General features: G+C 60.3%; 17 protein-coding genes and 1 tRNA gene. 11 read left to right on the plus strand and 7 right to left on the minus strand.

Features of this window, described 5'->3' with window-relative positions; genetic code table 11:
• Positions 1 to 156 precede the first annotated feature (156 nt).
• The 6 genes from larC (at position 157) to DW821_RS09640 (ending at position 5,587) form a co-directional block, all read left to right on the plus strand.
• The gene (gene larC, locus DW821_RS09615; protein ID WP_118066682.1) at positions 157 to 642 is read left to right on the plus strand and encodes a nickel insertion protein; all 486 of its coding nucleotides are present in this window, start codon (positions 157 to 159) and stop codon (positions 640 to 642) included.
• 71 nt (positions 643 to 713) lie between these two features.
• Complete coding sequence (gene yfcE, locus DW821_RS09620; protein WP_118066684.1) at positions 714 to 1,262, plus strand: phosphodiesterase; 549 nt, start codon at positions 714 to 716, stop codon at positions 1,260 to 1,262.
• 2 nt (positions 1,263 to 1,264) lie between these two features.
• Positions 1,265 to 2,125: a nucleoside triphosphate pyrophosphohydrolase gene (gene mazG / locus DW821_RS09625; protein ID WP_118066686.1), complete on the plus strand. Its 861-nt coding sequence runs from the start codon at positions 1,265 to 1,267 to the stop codon at positions 2,123 to 2,125.
• Positions 2,126 to 2,313: 188 nt separating this feature from the next.
• Complete coding sequence (gene eno / locus DW821_RS09630; RefSeq protein WP_118066688.1) at positions 2,314 to 3,603, plus strand: phosphopyruvate hydratase; 1,290 nt, start codon at positions 2,314 to 2,316, stop codon at positions 3,601 to 3,603.
• 195 nt (positions 3,604 to 3,798) lie between these two features.
• Positions 3,799 to 4,557, plus strand: a complete 759-nt coding sequence (locus DW821_RS10350; RefSeq protein WP_233508981.1) for a hypothetical protein — start codon at positions 3,799 to 3,801, stop codon at positions 4,555 to 4,557.
• 28 nt (positions 4,558 to 4,585) lie between these two features.
• Entirely contained in the window at positions 4,586 to 5,587 is a 1,002-nt protein-coding gene (locus tag DW821_RS09640) for a hypothetical protein (protein WP_118066690.1), read from the plus strand.
• A gap of 154 nt (positions 5,588 to 5,741) precedes the next feature.
• Here the strand turns inward: DW821_RS09640 and DW821_RS09645 are convergent, their stop codons facing one another.
• The 3 genes from DW821_RS09645 to DW821_RS09655 form a co-directional block, all read right to left on the minus strand.
• On the minus strand, positions 5,742 to 7,028 hold the full coding sequence (locus tag DW821_RS09645; protein ID WP_233553053.1) for an ATP-binding protein: 1,287 nt from the start codon (positions 7,026 to 7,028) through the stop codon (positions 5,742 to 5,744).
• 488 nt (positions 7,029 to 7,516) lie between these two features.
• A tRNA-Leu gene (locus DW821_RS09650) sits at positions 7,517 to 7,601 on the minus strand.
• Positions 7,602 to 7,632: 31 nt separating this feature from the next.
• Positions 7,633 to 8,256 carry a hypothetical protein gene (locus tag DW821_RS09655; RefSeq protein WP_117716259.1) on the minus strand — a complete coding sequence of 208 codons (624 nt, stop codon included), beginning with the start codon at positions 8,254 to 8,256 and terminating at the stop codon, positions 7,633 to 7,635.
• Between the two features lie 163 nt (positions 8,257 to 8,419).
• Between DW821_RS09655 and DW821_RS09660 the strand changes: the two genes are divergently transcribed.
• Together DW821_RS09660 and DW821_RS09665 are read left to right on the plus strand one after the other, a co-directional pair.
• Positions 8,420 to 8,707, plus strand: coding sequence for a PTS sugar transporter subunit IIB (locus tag DW821_RS09660; protein ID WP_117640417.1), 288 nt, complete (start codon positions 8,420 to 8,422; stop codon positions 8,705 to 8,707).
• Between the two features lie 11 nt (positions 8,708 to 8,718).
• Positions 8,719 to 9,093: a VOC family protein gene (locus DW821_RS09665; RefSeq protein WP_117640416.1), complete on the plus strand. Its 375-nt coding sequence runs from the start codon at positions 8,719 to 8,721 to the stop codon at positions 9,091 to 9,093.
• 298 nt (positions 9,094 to 9,391) lie between these two features.
• On the opposite strand, the gene DW821_RS09670 is transcribed toward DW821_RS09665, so the two are convergent.
• The 3 genes from DW821_RS09670 to DW821_RS09680 are packed head-to-tail and all read right to left on the minus strand — an operon-like array spanning position 9,392 to position 12,017.
• Positions 9,392 to 10,687, minus strand: a complete 1,296-nt coding sequence (locus DW821_RS09670) for a cell wall metabolism sensor histidine kinase WalK (protein ID WP_117640415.1) — start codon at positions 10,685 to 10,687, stop codon at positions 9,392 to 9,394.
• Positions 10,671 to 11,456 (minus strand): response regulator transcription factor, encoded by a 786-nt coding sequence (locus DW821_RS09675; protein ID WP_117640414.1) that lies wholly within the window; start codon positions 11,454 to 11,456, stop codon positions 10,671 to 10,673. The genes DW821_RS09670 and DW821_RS09675 overlap by 17 nt, the downstream gene beginning before the upstream one ends.
• Before the next feature lie 18 nt (positions 11,457 to 11,474).
• Positions 11,475 to 12,017, minus strand: a complete 543-nt coding sequence (locus tag DW821_RS09680) for a DUF4342 domain-containing protein (RefSeq protein WP_117640413.1) — start codon at positions 12,015 to 12,017, stop codon at positions 11,475 to 11,477.
• 316 nt (positions 12,018 to 12,333) lie between these two features.
• On the opposite strand from DW821_RS09680, the gene DW821_RS09685 reads away from it, so the two are divergent.
• The 3 genes from DW821_RS09685 (at position 12,334) to DW821_RS09695 (ending at position 15,655) form a co-directional block, all read left to right on the plus strand.
• Positions 12,334 to 13,446, plus strand: a complete 1,113-nt coding sequence (locus tag DW821_RS09685; protein WP_233553055.1) for an IS110 family transposase — start codon at positions 12,334 to 12,336, stop codon at positions 13,444 to 13,446.
• A 679-nt stretch (positions 13,447 to 14,125) separates the two neighbouring features.
• Positions 14,126 to 14,749, plus strand: a complete 624-nt coding sequence (locus DW821_RS09690) for a type IV toxin-antitoxin system AbiEi family antitoxin domain-containing protein (protein WP_118066696.1) — start codon at positions 14,126 to 14,128, stop codon at positions 14,747 to 14,749.
• Between the two features lie 18 nt (positions 14,750 to 14,767).
• Positions 14,768 to 15,655, plus strand: a complete 888-nt coding sequence (locus DW821_RS09695; RefSeq protein ID WP_118066698.1) for a nucleotidyl transferase AbiEii/AbiGii toxin family protein — start codon at positions 14,768 to 14,770, stop codon at positions 15,653 to 15,655.
• A 69-nt stretch (positions 15,656 to 15,724) separates the two neighbouring features.
• Here DW821_RS09695 and DW821_RS09700 read toward each other — a convergent pair whose 3' ends face one another.
• On the minus strand, positions 15,725 to 17,161 hold the full coding sequence (locus DW821_RS09700) for a hypothetical protein (RefSeq protein ID WP_117635641.1): 1,437 nt from the start codon (positions 17,159 to 17,161) through the stop codon (positions 15,725 to 15,727).
• Positions 17,162 to 17,239: the final 78 nt, after the last annotated feature.

Here is a 17,239-nt window from a genome sequence, read left to right on the forward strand (position 1 = left end):
CCTCCAAAACCGACAAAAAATGACATGTTTGGAGGCTGACGTACACGTTTGGATAGGGGCGAGGGCGGCGACGGACGAAAGTCACGCCTGTGCCACGTCCGATGTGCTAGCGTTTGGGTGAATAAAACGAGCCCGTGCGGAAAGGATCCGGACCGTATGCAACGTGGAAGTACATCTCCGCTGTCCCGCGAGACCGATGCGCCCGAAACCATCGTCAAGCTGGAGTGCGACATCGACGATGCGTCGCCCGAGGTGCTCGCCTACGCCGCTGACCGCCTGCGCGAGGCCGGCGCCCGCGAGGTGCACTGGCTACCCCTTTACTGCAAAAAGGGCCGCCCCGGATGGCAGCTGCAGGTGATCTGCTCGCACGAGGATATTGAGCGCCTGCAGACGATTATCTTTTTGGAGACCACGACCAACGGCATTCGTCGCCAGGTGATGGAACGCGTTTGCCTGCCGCGCCGATTCGAGCAGGTGATAACGCCTTGGGGCGAGGTATCTGTTAAGGTGGCGACCCTGCCCGACGGTAGTGAGCGCGCGGCTCCCGAGTACGAGGACTGCGCCCGCCTTGCCCGCGAACATGGCGTGCCGCTCCAACGCGTGATGCAGGCGGCTCAGAGCGCGGCGCTGCGATTCGAGTAACACGGTAGATGGGCTCCATATCCGCTAGACCCCGTATTCAGCCCCTATCAACCCCACCCGAAAGGACCACCATGAAATACCTCATCGCCTCCGACATCCACGGCTCGGCATACTGGACCGAGCGTCTGGTCGCCGCAATCGAATCCGAGCAGCCCGACCGCATCGTGCTGCTGGGCGACCTGCTCTACCACGGCCCGCGCAACGACCTGCCGCGCGACTACGCCCCCAAGCGCGTGATTCCGCTGCTCAACGCCCTGGCCGACCGCATCATTGCCGTCCGCGGCAACTGCGACGCCGAGGTCGACCAGATGGTGCTCGACTTTCCCGTCATGGCCGACTACGCCACCCTGTTTGACGAGACCGGCCGCGAGCTGTTCCTGACGCACGGCCACGTCTTTGGCGCCGGCATGCACAACAGCGTCGACCATGCGCCCGTGCTGCCCGAGGGCTCCGCGCTCGTCTACGGCCACACGCATATCAAGGTTAACGAAGCGAGCGCGACGCACCCGGGCCTGTGGCTCTTCAATCCCGGTAGCGTGAGCATTCCCAAAGACGGCACGCACAGCTACGGTATCTACGAGGGCGGCGCGTTACGCCACGTGATCCTGGAGGAGGAGTAACCATGTCCGAGCATATGGCTCAGCAAAATGCCGAGGGTTCGCGCGACCTGTCGACGCTGGTAGATGTGTCGGCCGAGCTGCAGCATCTGGTGCAGACCATCTGGCGCCTGCGTCAGCCCGACGGCTGCCCGTGGGACCGCGAGCAGACGCACCGCAGCATTGGCAAGAACATGATCGAGGAGGCCTACGAGGCGCTCGATTGCATCGAGGCCGACGACGCGGCTCACCTTCGCGAGGAGCTGGGAGATGTGCTCATGCAGGTCGTACTGCATGCGCAGATTGCGGCGGACGCCGGCGAGTTTACGCTGGCCGACGTGGCACACGATATCGACGCCAAGCTCATCCGTCGCCATCCGCACGTCTTTGGCGATGCGGATGCTGACAGCTCCGACGAGGTGCTCAAGATTTGGGACGAGGTCAAGCTTGCCGAGAAGGCTGCCAAGGACAAGGCTGTGGCGGCGGACGAGGCTGCGCCCGAAGGCCTGCTCGACGGCGTGCCCACGCACCTGCCGGCGCTGATGCAAGCTCAGAAGGTGTCGCGCAAGGCGGCGGCCGTGGGCTTTGAGTGGGAGACAGTCCAGGACGTGTGGGACGAGGTCGCCGAGGAGCGCGCCGAGTTTGAGGCCGAGACTCCCGGCTCGCCCGAGCGCGAGATGGAGTTTGGCGACCTGCTCTTTGCTCTGGTCAACGTTGCGCGCAAGGAGGGAATCGACGCCGAGAGCGCCCTGCGTGCCAGCACGGCAAAGTTCCGCCGCCGCTGGGCCGCGATGGAGCAGATGGCGGCCGACGCCCACGTGGATCTGGCCGAGCTTTCGACCCACGGCCTCAATGACCTCTGGGATGCCGCAAAGGCAGAGGAGTAAGACTGCGGGGGCGACGGGACGGACTTTCTCATCGCCCCCATTATTTTTCAAAAAGATTGTATCCCTTGGCTAACTTAGGGCATAATGCAAAAAGTGCGATAAGGCTAACTTATGAACCTGCGCGCCACTGTAGCGTGCAAGCCGTGTCGCCAAGCATTCAACCCGTTTCCAAGTGAGAGGGAGACAACATGAGCGATATTTTGGACGTCTACGGTCGTGAGGTGCTCGACAGCCGCGGCAATCCCACCGTCGAGGTCGAGGTCGTGCTCGAGGACGGCAGCTTTGGCCGCGCAATGGTGCCTTCGGGTGCTTCGACCGGCGCCTTTGAGGCCTGCGAACTGCGCGATGGCGACAAGGGCCGCTACCTGGGCAAGGGCGTTTCGCAGGCCGTCGAGCACGTCAACAACGAGTGCGCTAACGCCGTCGTGGGCCTCGACGCCTTCGATCAGCGCGCCGTCGATGCCGCACTGATCGCCGCCGACGGTACGCCCAACAAGACCAAGCTCGGCGCCAACGCCATTCTGGGCGTATCGCTGGCCGTTGCCCGCGCTGCGGCAGAGTCGGCGGGCCTGTCGCTGTACCAGTACCTGGGCGGCGTCAACGCTCACCTGCTGCCCACGCCTATGATGAACATCCTCAACGGCGGCGTGCATGCCGACAACAACGTTGACTTCCAGGAGTTCATGATCATGCCCGTGGGTGCTCCGAGCTTTGCCGAGGGTCTGCGCTGGTGCGCCGAGGTCTACCACACCCTCAAGGGCGTGCTGCGCGAGGCCGGCTTGGGCGGCGGCGTGGGCGACGAGGGCGGTTTCGCGCCCAACCTCAAGACCAATGCCGAGCCATTCGAGTACATCACCAAGGCCGTGGAGAAGGCTGGTTTTAAGCCCGGCGTCGACTTCATGTACGCCATGGATCCGGCATCCACCGAGTTCTACAACGCCGAGACCGGTATGTACGAGCTCAAGGGCGAGGGCGTAGGGTACACGAGCGCCCAGATGGTCGATTACTGGGAGAAGCTGGTCGACACCTATCCCATCATCTCCATCGAGGACGGCATGGCCGAGGAGGACTGGGACGGCTGGGTTGAGCTCACCCGTCGCATTGGCAACAAGGTACAGCTGGTGGGCGACGACCTGTTTGTCACCAACACCGAGCGCCTTAAGAAGGGCATCGAGCTGGGCGCCGCCAACGCGATTCTGGTCAAGGTCAACCAGATCGGCACGCTCACCGAGTCGCTCGAGGCCATCGAGACCGCCAAGGAGGCCGGTTACGCCTGCATCGTGAGCCACCGCTCCGGCGAGACCGAGGACTCCACGATCGCCGACCTGGTCGTGGGCGTCAACGCCGGCCAGATCAAGTCGGGCGCCCCGTGCCGCAGCGACCGTATCGCCAAGTACAACCAGCTCATTCGCATCGAGGACGAGCTCGAGGGCAGCGCGCGCTACGCCGGCAAGGCCGCGTTCTACAACATTCGCTAAACGGGCGAATTTGGCGAGGAGGAGGCTGACTCGGTTCCGCCCCGCCTTGGCTGGACGCCGCAAAGCGCTGTGGGCGCTGGGCCATATGGCTCAGCGCCTTTTTTATGTCGAGCAAAGGCTGGCGAAGGCGGTGCGGGCGCTCGTGCTATAACTAAAGGACTTAGCGCAAACAAACCTCAACCGCACAAGGCGCACATGGATCAGATTTACGACAACAGGTACTATTCCGCCGGTTCACGCGAGCCGTCGCCTCGCCGTGCACGCACGGTGCAGCTCGGTGGGTCCGCTTATGCCGGCGCCGACCGCTCCACGCAGCGCCCGGCAAGTACCTCGCGCCCCAATGCTCAATCAAATACCTTGGCAGATGGACCGGTGCGCCCGGCACGTTCGACACATGCGTCGCGTCCCTCGGCCCAGACGCACGACAGGTCGAGCAGGCCTTCGAGCCGTCTTTCGGGCTCGGACTTTATGCGCTACGCCAACGACAATGCGGTGGTCAAGGCGATCTATGACTTTACGCATGGCTCTCTGCGTCCGCTGTTTATCGGTATCGTGGTGGCTCTGGCGCTCGTGAGCCTGTATTTCCCCGTGCGCGACCTGTACGTTGCAAAACGCTCGAACGACATCTTGGCCAAGCAGGTCGAGATTCGCGAGCAATACAAAGATGAGATGAAAAAAGACACTGACAAGTGGTTCTCGGAAGAGGGCATTAAGGATCGGGCACGGGAACTGGGCATGGCGATGCCCGGCGAGAAGAGGATTGAAGTGCTGGGCCTGGACGATGATTCGGATTCGTCGTCGAGCAAAAAGTCCTCAAACGCCAAGAAGGCCAGTGAAGTGGCCAAAGAGATCGAAGAGGTCGGCAAGGACGCACCGTGGTACATCCAGACGCTCGATATGCTGTTTGGATTTAACGGCGTCGAGGGCCAGACGGTCGCGTCCAGCGGCGAGTAGGCGAGTAGCGCCCGGAGGGGAGCCCGCAATGGCAGATTGCAAACGATATAAGGTGGCCGCGATCGACCTGGGAACGGTGTCGTCGCGACTGGTGTTGGCCCAGGTCGAGGGCGGGGCGATCGTGGAATCGTCCAAGCATACCGAGATTACCGACCTGGGCGAGGGCGTGGACGCGACGGGTCGCTTTTGCGAGGCGGCTGTCGAGCGTGTGCTCGATGCGTGTCGCATGTTTGTGGATGAGGCACGTGCCTTTGGGGCCGCCTGCGTCTGCACCACCTGCACGAGTGCCGCGCGCGATGCGTCCAATGCCGCGCTGCTGCTGGACGGTCTGCGCGATCTGGGGCTCGAACCGCAGGTGATTCCGGGCGAGGTCGAGGCGCGCCTGACGTTTTTTGGCGTGGCACACGACTTTGCTGGCGAGCGCATCATCGTCGCCGATTCGGGCGGTGGCTCCACGGAGCTCGCGACGGGCGTCTATGCGCCTGAGCGCGGGGTCTTTGCGCTGGAGGGAACGCGCTCACTGGACATCGGTTGCCGTCGCGTGACGGAGCGGTTTTTCTCGGCGCTGCCGCCCGCGGACGGCGAGCTTGCGGTTGCCGCCGCGTGGGCGGGCGAGCAGTTCTCCGCCTATTTTAAGGGCCTGCCGAGCAATTATGAGCGTGCAGAGCGCCTGGTCGCGGTGGGCGGTACCGTCACTACGCTCGTGGCGCTGGTCCACGAACTGGAGCCGTACGACTCGAGCTTTGTGCACCTGCGCGAGCTTTCGATGGAGCAGATTTCTGCCGCTATCGAGCGCATGTCCACGCTGGACGTGGAGAGCATTGCCGCGTTGCCAGGCGTGCAGCCCAAGCGCGCGGGCGTGATTCTGGCCGGCGCCGTGGTGATTCGCGAGCTCATGCGCGCCGGTGGCTACGATGCGCTCACCGTAAGCGAGAACAGCCTCCTCGCCGGCATGGCCGCCGCCATCAACGAGGTTCTCGACGGCGCGACTCCCACCATCGCCTGGACCCCGAGCCTGAGCGCCCTTTAACCATCCCCTCATAAGTTGCGGTGAAATGCGGACTAAAATCGCCCTTTCGGGCCCCAACCAGTCCCTATTCCACCGCAACTCAACAGCCGGCACCTAGGGACGTTTTTTTCTGCCGGCACCTGGGGACAGTCCTTGCTGAGCGCCTCCGCAGCCTTTATGCCAGTTTGTCGATTTGCCCAATTTCCCAAAGCGGAATATTGACGAGCGTGTCCTCGTCTCTATATGCCGCCAGAGAGCTCCTCACGCAACGCTCGAGTTTGAATTTTTCGCAGGCTATTTTCAGACTCTTCGCTTTAAGGTTCTCTGCCGCCTTGACCTCAAGCGGAAGCACGGTTCCCGCATGGTCGATGGCAAAGTCGGTTTCGGCATTGCCAGAGGTAGAGGACCAATACACGGGAGTTTTGTCTTGGAGCAAAAGCTCCTGCGCGACGTATTGTTCGGTCAGCGAACCTTTGAACTCGGTAAAAACAGCGGATCCGTTAAGAACGATGGCCGGAGAGAGACCGGAGAGCGCTCCGAGGATGCCGGTGTCGATGCAGAACAGTTTGAAGCCCGAGAGGTCTTCGTAGCTCGAGAGCGGTGCCTTTAGAGCGGAAACACGTGGCGCCTTATGAACGATTCCGTAGTCCGTGAGCCACTGGAGGCTTTCCTCAAAATCGCGTGCGCGCGCTCCAGGGCGAAGGGCGCCATAGACAAACTTCTTGTTCTCCTTGGCAAGCTGGCCGGGAAGGGATTTCCAAACCAACCTCATGCGCTCGACGATGCGGGCGGGTGCATGTTTGCCAAAATCGGATTCGTAAGCCTCGATGATTTGCTGCTGAAGCCTTCGGGCTTCAATGAAGTCGCGTGTCTCGGCGAAAGCGGAGACAACTTCGGGCATACCACCGACAACAAGGTATTCCTTGAGCAAGTGCACGAGCTTTTCGGTGACGTTTGCTAGAAGGTTCATGTCTGCGGCAAGGATGGCGTCGGCGAGCGGGTTGCCGTCGACGGCGCGAACGAACTCGGCAAACCCCATGGGACGCATGGTGAGCTGGTCGATTTTGCCGACGGGAAATGACTCGTTTTCGCGTCGGAGCGCGAGGCCCATATAGGAACTGGCTGCTACGATGTGGTATTCGGGTGCAAGCTCGTTGAAGTACTTGAGCGAGGTGATCCCGCGTGGCGCCTCTTGGATCTCGTCGAAGATGATGAGCGTGTCTGTCGGCGTTACGGTTTGGCCACGTAGGAGCTCTATCTGGGAGATGATGCGCTTGGGGTCGAGGTCCCCATCGAACAGCGAGCGTGTGCTCGGCTCGAGCATAAAGTCAAAACGAATGACGCTTCGATACTGCTGGCTTGCGAATTCGTTAAGAAGCCAAGTCTTTCCTGTCTGGCGGGCTCCCTTAAGCAAGAGAGGTTTGCGATTCGCCCTTGATTTCCAAGCGATAAGTTCACTCATAAGCTGTCGTTGCATATTGCCTCCCAACCCTCTCGGCTAGTATAAGACCATTTGGGCGTTTCCATCGGAAAATATGCGAGACAACCACGTTTTTCCATCGGAAAATGTGCGAGACAACCACGTTTTTCCATCGAAAAATGTGGGAGTGCCAATCTAAGTTGCGGTGAAAAAGTTCTTAAATGAGCTGGTAACCAGTCAAAACAGGAACTATTCCACCGCAACTTATCATCCGTGTCGGCATCCACAAGAAACGAGCCCGCGTCTCCGGGGGACACGGGCTCGTAAACAATGCGTGGTAGGGGCGGTGGGACGTCTGCGAATTTGCGCAGCAAATACGCACCGGCCTCGGTCGCCTGCCGGCGCCCTCGCCGGCTCGCTACAAACGCTCCGCGTTTGCTTAACGCTCGCCCCCTCGCGGGTTCGAGCCCCACCGGCGTGCAAAAGAAACGGGCCCGCATCCCTGGGAGATACGGGCCCGTAAAAGCCAATGGTAGGGGCGGTGGGACTCGAACCCACAATCCTTGCGGCGAGAGATTTTAAGTCTCCTGCGTATGCCAATTCCGCCACGCCCCCGTGAGACTAGAAGTCTAGCACAAGCCGCCCGTTACGCGTTGACAGCCATCGAGTGCTGGCCCGACTTTTCCAAGTACTCGGCAAACTTGGCCTCGTCGCCCTTGTTCTTGTACTGCAGGGCCAGCAGGTATTCCAGGCGGCAGCTCTTGACCTTGTCGTCACCGGCCTCTTCGAGCATGCGCTCCAGCTCGGGAATGTCGTTGTGGCGCTTGAGGATCATCGTGTCGTACATCAGCTGGCATTCGTGTGTGACTGCCTCGGCCTGACCGCCCTCAAAGCCCTTGATCTCGTGCAGCAACTCCTTGGACTTTTTGCGGTCCTCCTGGCCAACGTAGTAGTTAAAGGCTTTGATCACCAGGTCGACGCGCTGCATCTTGGGCAGGTTGAGTCCCAGCAACAGGTCGAACATCTCGTTGGCGTGTTCGTGGTCCTCGCGCAACAGATAGGAGTTCAGGCGCAGGTAGTCGCGGTTGTAGCGCGGGTACAGCATGCTGGTGAGTTTGCCGTCGAGCAAACGATCGAACTCGTCCCACTGTTTGGCAGCCATCAACTGCTGCAGGCGCTTAAACGTGGTGCGTTTTTTGATGCTAAAGAACACCGACACGGCGATACAGATGATAACGACGGCGGTCCAGAGTGTGCGGGAATCGGGCATATTAGGGTCCTTAGTCGCTCATAAAGCGAGCGGTATGACAACACGTACTGGATGTATTATACGCAGCGCGCAAGCAAACTGGCATAAAAGCTCATCGAGGCCGAGTGCCATCGCTCGCTGCGGTACACTTACCTAAAGTAAACCATGAAGGGAGACATTACCTATGAAGAAAATCGTTTTGGCTTGCGGTGCTGGCGCTGCTACTTCCACGCTCGTTGCCCAGAAGGTCGCCACCCTGCTCGACGCCAACGGTTACGCCGACAAGTATGAGATCGTGCAGTGCGCCATCTCCGAGGCCAAGGACGCTTGCGACGAGGGCGCCGACCTGCTGATCGCCACCACCGTTGCCCCCGAGGGCCTCACCTGCCCGTACGTGAGCGGCGTGCCCTTCATGACCGGCATGAACCGCGTTGCCGCCGAGAAGGCCGTTCTTGACGTCATGGCTCAGTAGGCGCTGCCTGCATGAGTGAGCAGAACGCCAATCCGGTAGAGCTCTTTGGTATGCGCGTTGCCCATGTGGGCATTAACGCTGCCGACCCGGCAGACGCCTTGGAGATCGCGGAGCTGTTCTCGACGATGATGGGCCTGCCCGTTATCGAGACCCCGGTTTCGTACTTTAACGATTCGCTGGTCGAGGTTATGAAGCAGAACGGTCGTGGCACCAAGGGCCACATTGGCTTTGCCGTCAACGACATCGATGCGGCCGAGAAGTGGTTTGCCGAGCGCGGGCTCGAGGTCAACGAGGAGTCGCGCGCGCTGCTGCCCGACGGTAGCACCAAGCTCGTGTACTTTAAGCGCGAGTTCGCCGGCTTCGCCGTGCACCTGTGCCGCGAGTAGCGCACGAGCTGCTTTAGTTAGCAAAAAGGGATAGGGCCGTATGGCCTTATCCCTTTATTTATGCCGAGGGATCGACTTTTGCAACGGTCAAAAAACCGAAGTCTAATACTTTTCCGAGAAGTGAACGAGACAAATCAGCCCCCCCGAAGCATCGACACTTTAAGGGCATCGTTTCCTGCAGTTTCGATGCTGGAATCCTGCGATTTTGCGGCCGAAAAATGCGGATGCTTCGGGGGTCCGAATATGGTCGTTCACTTCTCGGGAAAAGTATTAGACCTCGATCCACGAGGGGGCATCCCTACCGTGGCAGGCGAATCGTAAAGCGGCTGCCGACCCCTTCGACCGAGGTCACACCGATGACACCGCCATGGCTATCGACGATCCACTTGGCAATGGCAAGCCCCAGACCCGAGCCCTGCGCGCCGGCATCGCGCGCGTTGTCGGCGCGGTAGAACCGCTCGAACGCGTGAGCTGCGGATTCCTGGTTCATGCCGATACCCTCGTCCTCAACGCTTATGTCGATCGTGCCCATGCCCGCATCCGGCGCTACGCCAAACGAGATGGGCGTTCCCGCATCCGAGTACTTGGCGGCATTCTGCACGATCACGCGAAGAGCCTGCTTTACAAGCGCCACATCGACGGACGCATCGCAGCGCGAGTCGCTGACAAGCGCAGCGTCAAAGGCCAGTCGATACGTGTGCCCGGCATCGATCATCTGTGATTCTTCGCAAACCTCGCCGACCAGTGCAGCCAGGTTGGTATTCGCGCGCCGCAGCACGGTGCGACCGGCATCGCCGCGTGCCAAAAACAGCAGCTGTTCCACGAGCTCCTGCATATGCTCGCTTTCGGCTTTGAGCGAGGTGATGGATTCTGCCAGCACGTCCGGGTCGTCTTTGCCCCAGCGGTCGAGCATGTTCACGTAGCCCTGAATCACCGCGATGGGCGTGCGCAGCTCGTGGCTCGCATCGTTGACAAAGCGCATCTGCTGCAGCTTGGCCTCTTGCATCTGGCGCAGCAGGCGGTTGAGTGCGACCTCGATGCTTGCCAGGTCGGCGTCGCCGGTGGTGACGCTCGGCGAGTCGACGCTTGCGCGCTCGATGGCCTGTTCCAGCGTTTCCATCTTGCCGCCGGAGAGCTGCATACGGCCGAGCTCGTCCACGCGCAAGGCAAGGTCGTTGAGCGGCGCCATGGTGCGGCGCACGCGGCGGGCGCCGCCGAGCATGTTGAGCACGCTGATGACCTGCCAACCCATAACGACAAGGTAGAGAGGCCATAGCGCGACGAGGTCCTGCGCGAGGGGGAAGGTCTTGGTGGTACGCGCAAACTCGACGGTATAGGTGAGCGTTGTCAGGTCCCAGCCGCGTGCGGGCGTCAGCGACATGCCGTGAACGGTGGCGCCGGGAATCCAGCCTGCGGTAAACGCGCTGTCGGGCAGCGTCTGGTTGTATCCATAGACGAGGATCGCCGCCGCAATCACCATCAGCAACAGATCGAGCCAGACGTAGCTCATCAAGCGGCGCCACATATAGCCCCAGTTGATGGCGCGGGCGATGGAGGTGACGCGCTTGGCCTCGGCGTTATGCGCGGCAGACATAGCCCACCCCGCGCACGGTCTGGATGATGCGGGCGCCGCCAGCGTCTTCGATCTTGGCGCGCAAATGTGCGATGTGCACATCGACGTTGTTGGTATCGCCCACGTAGTCGTAGCCTAGCGCCTCATGCGCGATGCGCTCGCGCGTGAGCACGGTGCCGGCGTGCGCCATAAGCAGGGCGAGGACGTCGAACTCGCGGGCCGTGAGCGCGATGGGCGAGCCGCCGACCGTGACTTCGCGGCGGTCGGGGTCGAGCGCAACCGATCCCACGGTGAGTGTGGCAGGGGAGGGCGAGGCAGGGGTCTGGGCCATGTCACTGGCCGGGGGCATCGCGGTGGCCTTCTCGCCCGCGACGCCCGCCATGCCCGCTCCGGCGCCGACGCCAGCTACGCCCGAAGCCGCCCGCATGGCCTCCGAGCGCTTCAACGCCACGCGGATCCGTGCGAACAGCTCCTCAATCGCAAACGGCTTGGTCAGGTAATCGTCGGCGCCGGCATCGAGCCCAGCCACCTTGTCCATCACGGCATCGCGCGCGGTGACCATAATCACCGGCACATCCTTGTGCTTGCGGATGCGCCGCAGCACTTCCATACCGTTGAGCTGCGGCAACAGTACGTCGAGCAGAATCAGATCGTAGTCGCGCTCCAGCGCCAGGTCCACGGCGGTGCGGCCGTCGGCGGCGTGCTCTACCTGGTAACCCTCGTGCTCCAGCTCGAGCGTCACAAAGCGGGCGATTTTCTCCTCGTCCTCTACAATCAGGATTCGTGCCATACGTGCCCCCGTCTGCGATTACTTGTCGTCGTTGAGATTTTGCTTGATGTCGTCTGCGGCGTCGGCGGCGTGATCCATCAGGTTATTGATGCTGCCGGGTACATCACCGTCGCTGTCGATGCGGTAGCGCATGCCAAAGAACAGGCCAATCAGCATCAGCCATATCGTGGCGCCCCAGGCAAACAGCGCGACGATGGGGATCAGGATGGGAATGTTGAGGATGATCGCATCGCGGCGCGTGGCGATAAACTTGGTGTCCAGACTCAGGCGGAAGAGCTTTTTGAGGTACTCCCACACGCTGTCCATCTTCTTGGAGAAGTCGGTCTTTTCGCTCGACTTTTCGTAAGCGACCTGCGCGGCGACCATCTCGGCAGAGGGCTCATCGACTGGCGCGGACTCGGTGGCGGCATGCGCCGACGTGGTCTGGGTCTTGCCCTGCGACTCGAGCCAAATGATGGCATCCAAAACGTTGCCGTCGGCAGCGTCGAGCGCCGCCTTGGCATCGGTGTAACTCACGTTGCACTTGGTGCGGATGGTTTCAACTTTTTCGAGGTCGTCCATGACCTGTCCTTTCGTTCGATGGGCGCGACGCCGGGCAATTTGCTCGGGCGCGAGCGTTGCGTTCGGCGGTTTGCGTTGCGCCGCCCCGCCCTTGGTCGAACTCTATAGTGCAGGTTATAGATTAAGCGATTCTTGAGCCAAGATTAATGTTGGATGAGTTTTTGGGTGGTGCGGAGGCGGGCAGGGGCAGAGACGATATGAGCAGGACATAAAACATTGAGAGCCCCTGCTGCATGAAAGACCGCGGATTAGGCCGACAATGGTGAGTGTCTAATTCAGCCGCGGCGGCCACGCCGCATTCATGGAAGGGGCTCCCATGCTCGATACTACCACCTTCGTCGGCCTCGACGTCCACGCCCGCTCGATAAAGGCCGTCTCCCTCGACGTCATGACCGGGGAGGTGCGCTGCGCGACCTTCGGCTACGACGCCGGCGCCGTCGCGGAGTGGGTCCGCTCCGTGGACCCCGGGGCCAGGTGCGTGTACGAGTCCGGGGTCACGGGCTTCGACCTGCAGAAGAGGCTCTCCGGCCTGGGGGTCGACTGCGTGGTCGGCGCCGTCTCGAAGATGATCAAGCCCAGCGCGGACAGGCGCAGGAAGAACGACCGCAACGACGCCGAGTTCCTCGCCCGCATGCTGTCGGTCGGCAACGTGGTCGAGGTGTGGGTCCCCGACGACGAGTGCGAGGCCGCCCGCGACCTGACCAGGGCGCTCGAGGACGCGAGGGACGACCTCTCGCGCTCGAAGCAGCGGCTCTCCAAGTTCCTGCTAAGGCACGGGCTCGTCTTCGGCGAGAGGACGCCCACCGGCCGCAGGAAGGGCAACTGGACCCGGGCGCACTGGTCCTGGATCGAGTCGATTAGGTTCGCGGAGGGGGCCGACAACGACGCGCTCGCCTACTACGTCGACGCGGTCAGGCGGGCGGCGGAGGAGAAGGCGAGGCTCGAGGGGCTCGTCGAGGCCGAGGCCCGCAAGCCCAGGTGGCGGAAGAGGGTCGACTCCCTGCGCTGCCTCAAGGGCGTCGACACCGCTTCCGCCGCCGACCTCGTGTTCGAGGCCGGCGAGTTCTCGAGGTTCAGGAACGCCCGCTCGTTCGCGGCATGGGTCGGCCTGACGCCCTCCGAGCACTCCAGCGGGGAGAGCGACCGCAGGGGCGCGATCGCCAAGGCCGGCAACAAGCACCTGAGGAAGACGCTGGTCGAGGCCGCGTGGCACTACCTGACGTGCTCGGGGCGGCCGAAGGACCTCGCCAAGGGCCAGGCCCCGGACCGGGGCGCCCGGAGGCATGCCGCCAAGGGCGTGCGGAGGCTGGTCGAGAGGCGGGAGGCGCTGCTCGCGCGCGGGGTCCACGGCAGCAAGGCGAACGTCGCCACGGCGCGCGAGCTCGCCTGCTGGGTGTGGGCGGTCGGCCTCATGGCCGAGGGGGCGTAGGGGGGCGGTCCCCCGCACATAAGCCAGTCACCCCGGAAGCGGTTCGATCCGAAGCCGTTGAGGCGAACCTCAGGTCCCTTTTCTGCGAGCGCCCAGGGCGCCACACGCGTGCACAGACTGTCGGTTCGACGTAGAAGCCTCAGCCGTAGCAACGGATTGCCCAGCGAGAGATCGCCACGGGCGGATATTAAACTGCAAAGACGAGCGTCGGTAAGACACGCCGAGGTCGCCGCGGACGGGTTGATATAGGGAGAGGGCCTGACCCCATATCGTTGGGGCCAGGCCCGATTTTGCCTCTTGACAATGTCCTGCTCATATTAAAAGGCAGGTTTTGCGTGGCGTGAAGGAGGGGCGGTCTGATCTTTGGGATAGCTGATAGCGAGGTCTAATACTTTTCCGAGAAGTGAATGAGTGAAAACGGACCCCCGAAGCATCGACACTTTAGAGGTGCCGCTTCCTGCGGTTTCAATGCTGAAATCCCACGATTTTGCCGATGAAAAATGCGGATGCTTCAGGGGTCCAAAAACAGACGTTCACTCCGCGGAAAAGTATTAGACCTCGATAGCGGGAGATGGGGTGCCGATAGCAAGCTGGGGCCAGAAATGGGATAAGCAAGACGTACGGATCGCATGAATCAAAATCACGTTGCAAAAGTATGAAAATATCCTACAATTGCAACATGAAGTACTTTAGCAACATAACGGCGATAAGCGAGCTTTCCGAGAGCGAGGGCGTGTTTACCACAGCCCAGGCGGCTCGCATGGGCATCTCTCGAGATGCGCTGGCACATTCATGCCGCGCAGGGCGTCTTGAACGGATATGCCACGGCGCCTACCGGATGTCCGGAACGCAGCGCCGGGACACCGACGAGCTCAACGCTTTTTGGAAGCTCACCAGTCCCTCCCTTTGCGCGTGGGAGAGAAAGCGCCAGTGGGATGGCATCGCCGTGAGCGGTACGACTGCGGCGAATCTGCAGCAAATGGGCGATTTCTATCTGTCCCCCTACAGGATGACCGCGCCCACGCGTATCAATACAAGAAACGAATCCCTTTCTTTTGTAAAGCGCGAGATTGCTGAGCGGGACATCGTTTGGCTCGACGGCCTGCCGGTAACTAAACCCGAGCGCACGCTTGTCGATCTTTGCCTCGATTGCGAGGATCCCTCATTAATTATCGATGCCTATCACGACGCGCTTGGACGTGGACTCGATATACAACGGCTGAAGGATCTTGTAGAAGAGAACTCTAAAACCGCCAAACGACGCGAGCTGATGGCGCCTTTGCTGATGGTACTGAACGGGTAATGCGAAACGGAGGACATGGTGAAGTACAAAACGCCTGCCGCATTGGAGATGGCTGTTAGGAATGCCGCAAGAGAATCACCAATGGATACTAATCGGGCAATCGTTGGTTTCTACTTTCATCGCTTCCTATGTCGCGTTTTTTCAGAAGATGACTGCCGTTTTGTGCTTAAAGGTGGTCAAAGCGTCCTGGCGCGAACGCTCGATGCGCGTGTCACAAGAGATATTGACTTGGTTGCTCAAGAGGAGAGCCTCGAAGAGGCTGTTGCCGATCTGGTGCGGGCGGCTTCGATTGATCTGGAGGATTTCGTTTCGTTTGTCTTTGATCGTGCAGAGCAGATCAAAGAAGAAGATGAGTATCGGTGCGGTGCTAAGGTATGGTTCACCCCCTTTATGGGAACCAAGAAGCTACAGCCAATTTCAATTGACTTGGTAATTGATGAAGTGCGGGGACTTGAGCCTGAGGTTCTCGCGCCGATCGATCGTTTGAATATCGAGGGGCTCCCAGTCTGCGACTATCGAGTATGCCGAGTGGAGAGCGCCCTTGCAGATAAATTGCTCGCAATGATAGAGATGCATGAGGGCCGTGCCTCTTCGCGAATCAAGGATATAGTCGACATCTTGGTGTACGCGAAAACTTGCTTCATCGATGGGGCTACACTTATCGAGAGAGTCGAGAAAGAAGCGTCTGTCCGCAAGGTGGCAATGCCGGAAGAGTTCGTGGCGCCTCTCTGGTGGAAACAAAATGGTTCTGCGCAGTATGTAAAGATGGCTAGGCAGGCGGGGGTACTTGATCTCGCGGGGAGTATCACTGGAGCAGAAGAGGTCGTCAATCGGTTGTATGCTCCGTGCTTCGATCGTTCGGAGAATGTGCGCAAATGGAATCCCCAGACTACGGGATGGGAGTAGCCCAGACAGTTAAGCCGGCGGCAGGAGCTGGTCCCGCCGCCGGCTTGGGGCGTTACTGCTGCCTATGTGTTACTCGCAGATTTGGTCGAGCACTTCGGTGATGGTCTTTTTTGCGACTTCGAGGTTGCGCTGGGCTTGGGCGACGGCAGCCTCGGCTTGTTTCTTTGTTTCTACGACCTCGGCAAAGCGATTGATGGATTCGCTGTACTCGCGCGTGCGCGGGTCGAGCGCTGGCGGGACTTCGATCTCGAACAGGTCGTTAGGGCGGATGGCGCGGATGCTGGCTGCTTCGGTTAATGCTTGAATCAGCTGTGCCCCATGGCCTTCGGTAAGGTATCCAACGATTATCTCCGAAAACACTACGCGCTCCTCTTCGGTCATCGTTTGGAACGACGGGCGAATGACGGTGGTGTTATGCGAAGCAACTAGGTGTTGCTTCGCGTCATCGGCGCTGACGACGAGCAGGTTGGACGCGCCGTAGCGACCCAGCATGCGTGGCATGACGATATCTCCAGCGCGGAGCTCATATCGATCGAGAACGCTGGGGTTCACCTTTACGATTTTGGAATCCGAGCTATTTGCACTCTCTACAGCATATGCGGGTAGAAGGTTGCCATCTTGAAAATCCTGAGATGAGATGCGGCGTACCTCGATTGCATCAATGTCGTTTGATGTGGTGCTCTCGCGGGGCATAAATGGAGCTACTCGCGTAAAAGCGTCACCGAGCGTAGCCCTGTAGTTTCGGGTGAGGCTGATAAGGCTGATTTTGCCTTTTGAGAGGGCTGCGCGATGCAGCAGCAATTCACGCGTGGCAAAAGTGGACGTTTCGATAGGCGTTGATCTGGGCGTATTGGTATCAATGCGGGCCCAGTCGGGGGAGATGGAAAAGGTGATATCTGAGTAATACGATGTTTCTGTCACATATCGAAAACGCGGCCCGGATTCGATTGCGCTGCGAAATGCAACGCTGCGATTTCCTGAAGACAATATGAGAAGCGCGCTTGTCATGTAGGGCCTGGGTTCAGAAAGTGGCAAATACACGACGCTCTCGATGAGTCCTTCGCGTATCAGGATCGTGCGCGCCTGCTCGGCTTTATCGAGTAGGTCGGCGGGCAGCACTACGGCTGCGCGAGTGCGATTCGAAAGGGCGAGCGCATACAGACACCAAATAAAGGGACCCCAGTCACAGAAATCGAGGTAGCCGGGCTCTAAGTAATCGATCAAGGCGATACATTCTTTTTCGATGTCGTGTTTGCCCGTACGGTAATACCCCGATGCGTCGATAAACACCGGAGCCGCATCGCCATTGCCCGCGCCCTGCCTGCCGGGTTCAAGCTCGCAAATATCGGGTACGCCGTTGCTGTTCAGGCTGAAACATTCACGAAGCGCCTTACAGTCGATGGCGCCAGGCAGACGGACGGTGAGTAGACGGCTGCCCTGCTCCAGATTAAGCGCGCGTGAGAGGGCGGCGGCGGTGAGACGTGGCAATGATGTTGTTTCACGCATGTATAGAGCCCTTTCTTCTTAGTGGGTTATATATTAGGGTTGATTTCCGATCTCAGCCGAACACATTGAGCGAATAGG

This window comes from Collinsella sp. AM33-4BH, assembly GCF_003469205.1.
Classification (GTDB): Bacteria; Actinomycetota; Coriobacteriia; order Coriobacteriales; family Coriobacteriaceae; genus Collinsella.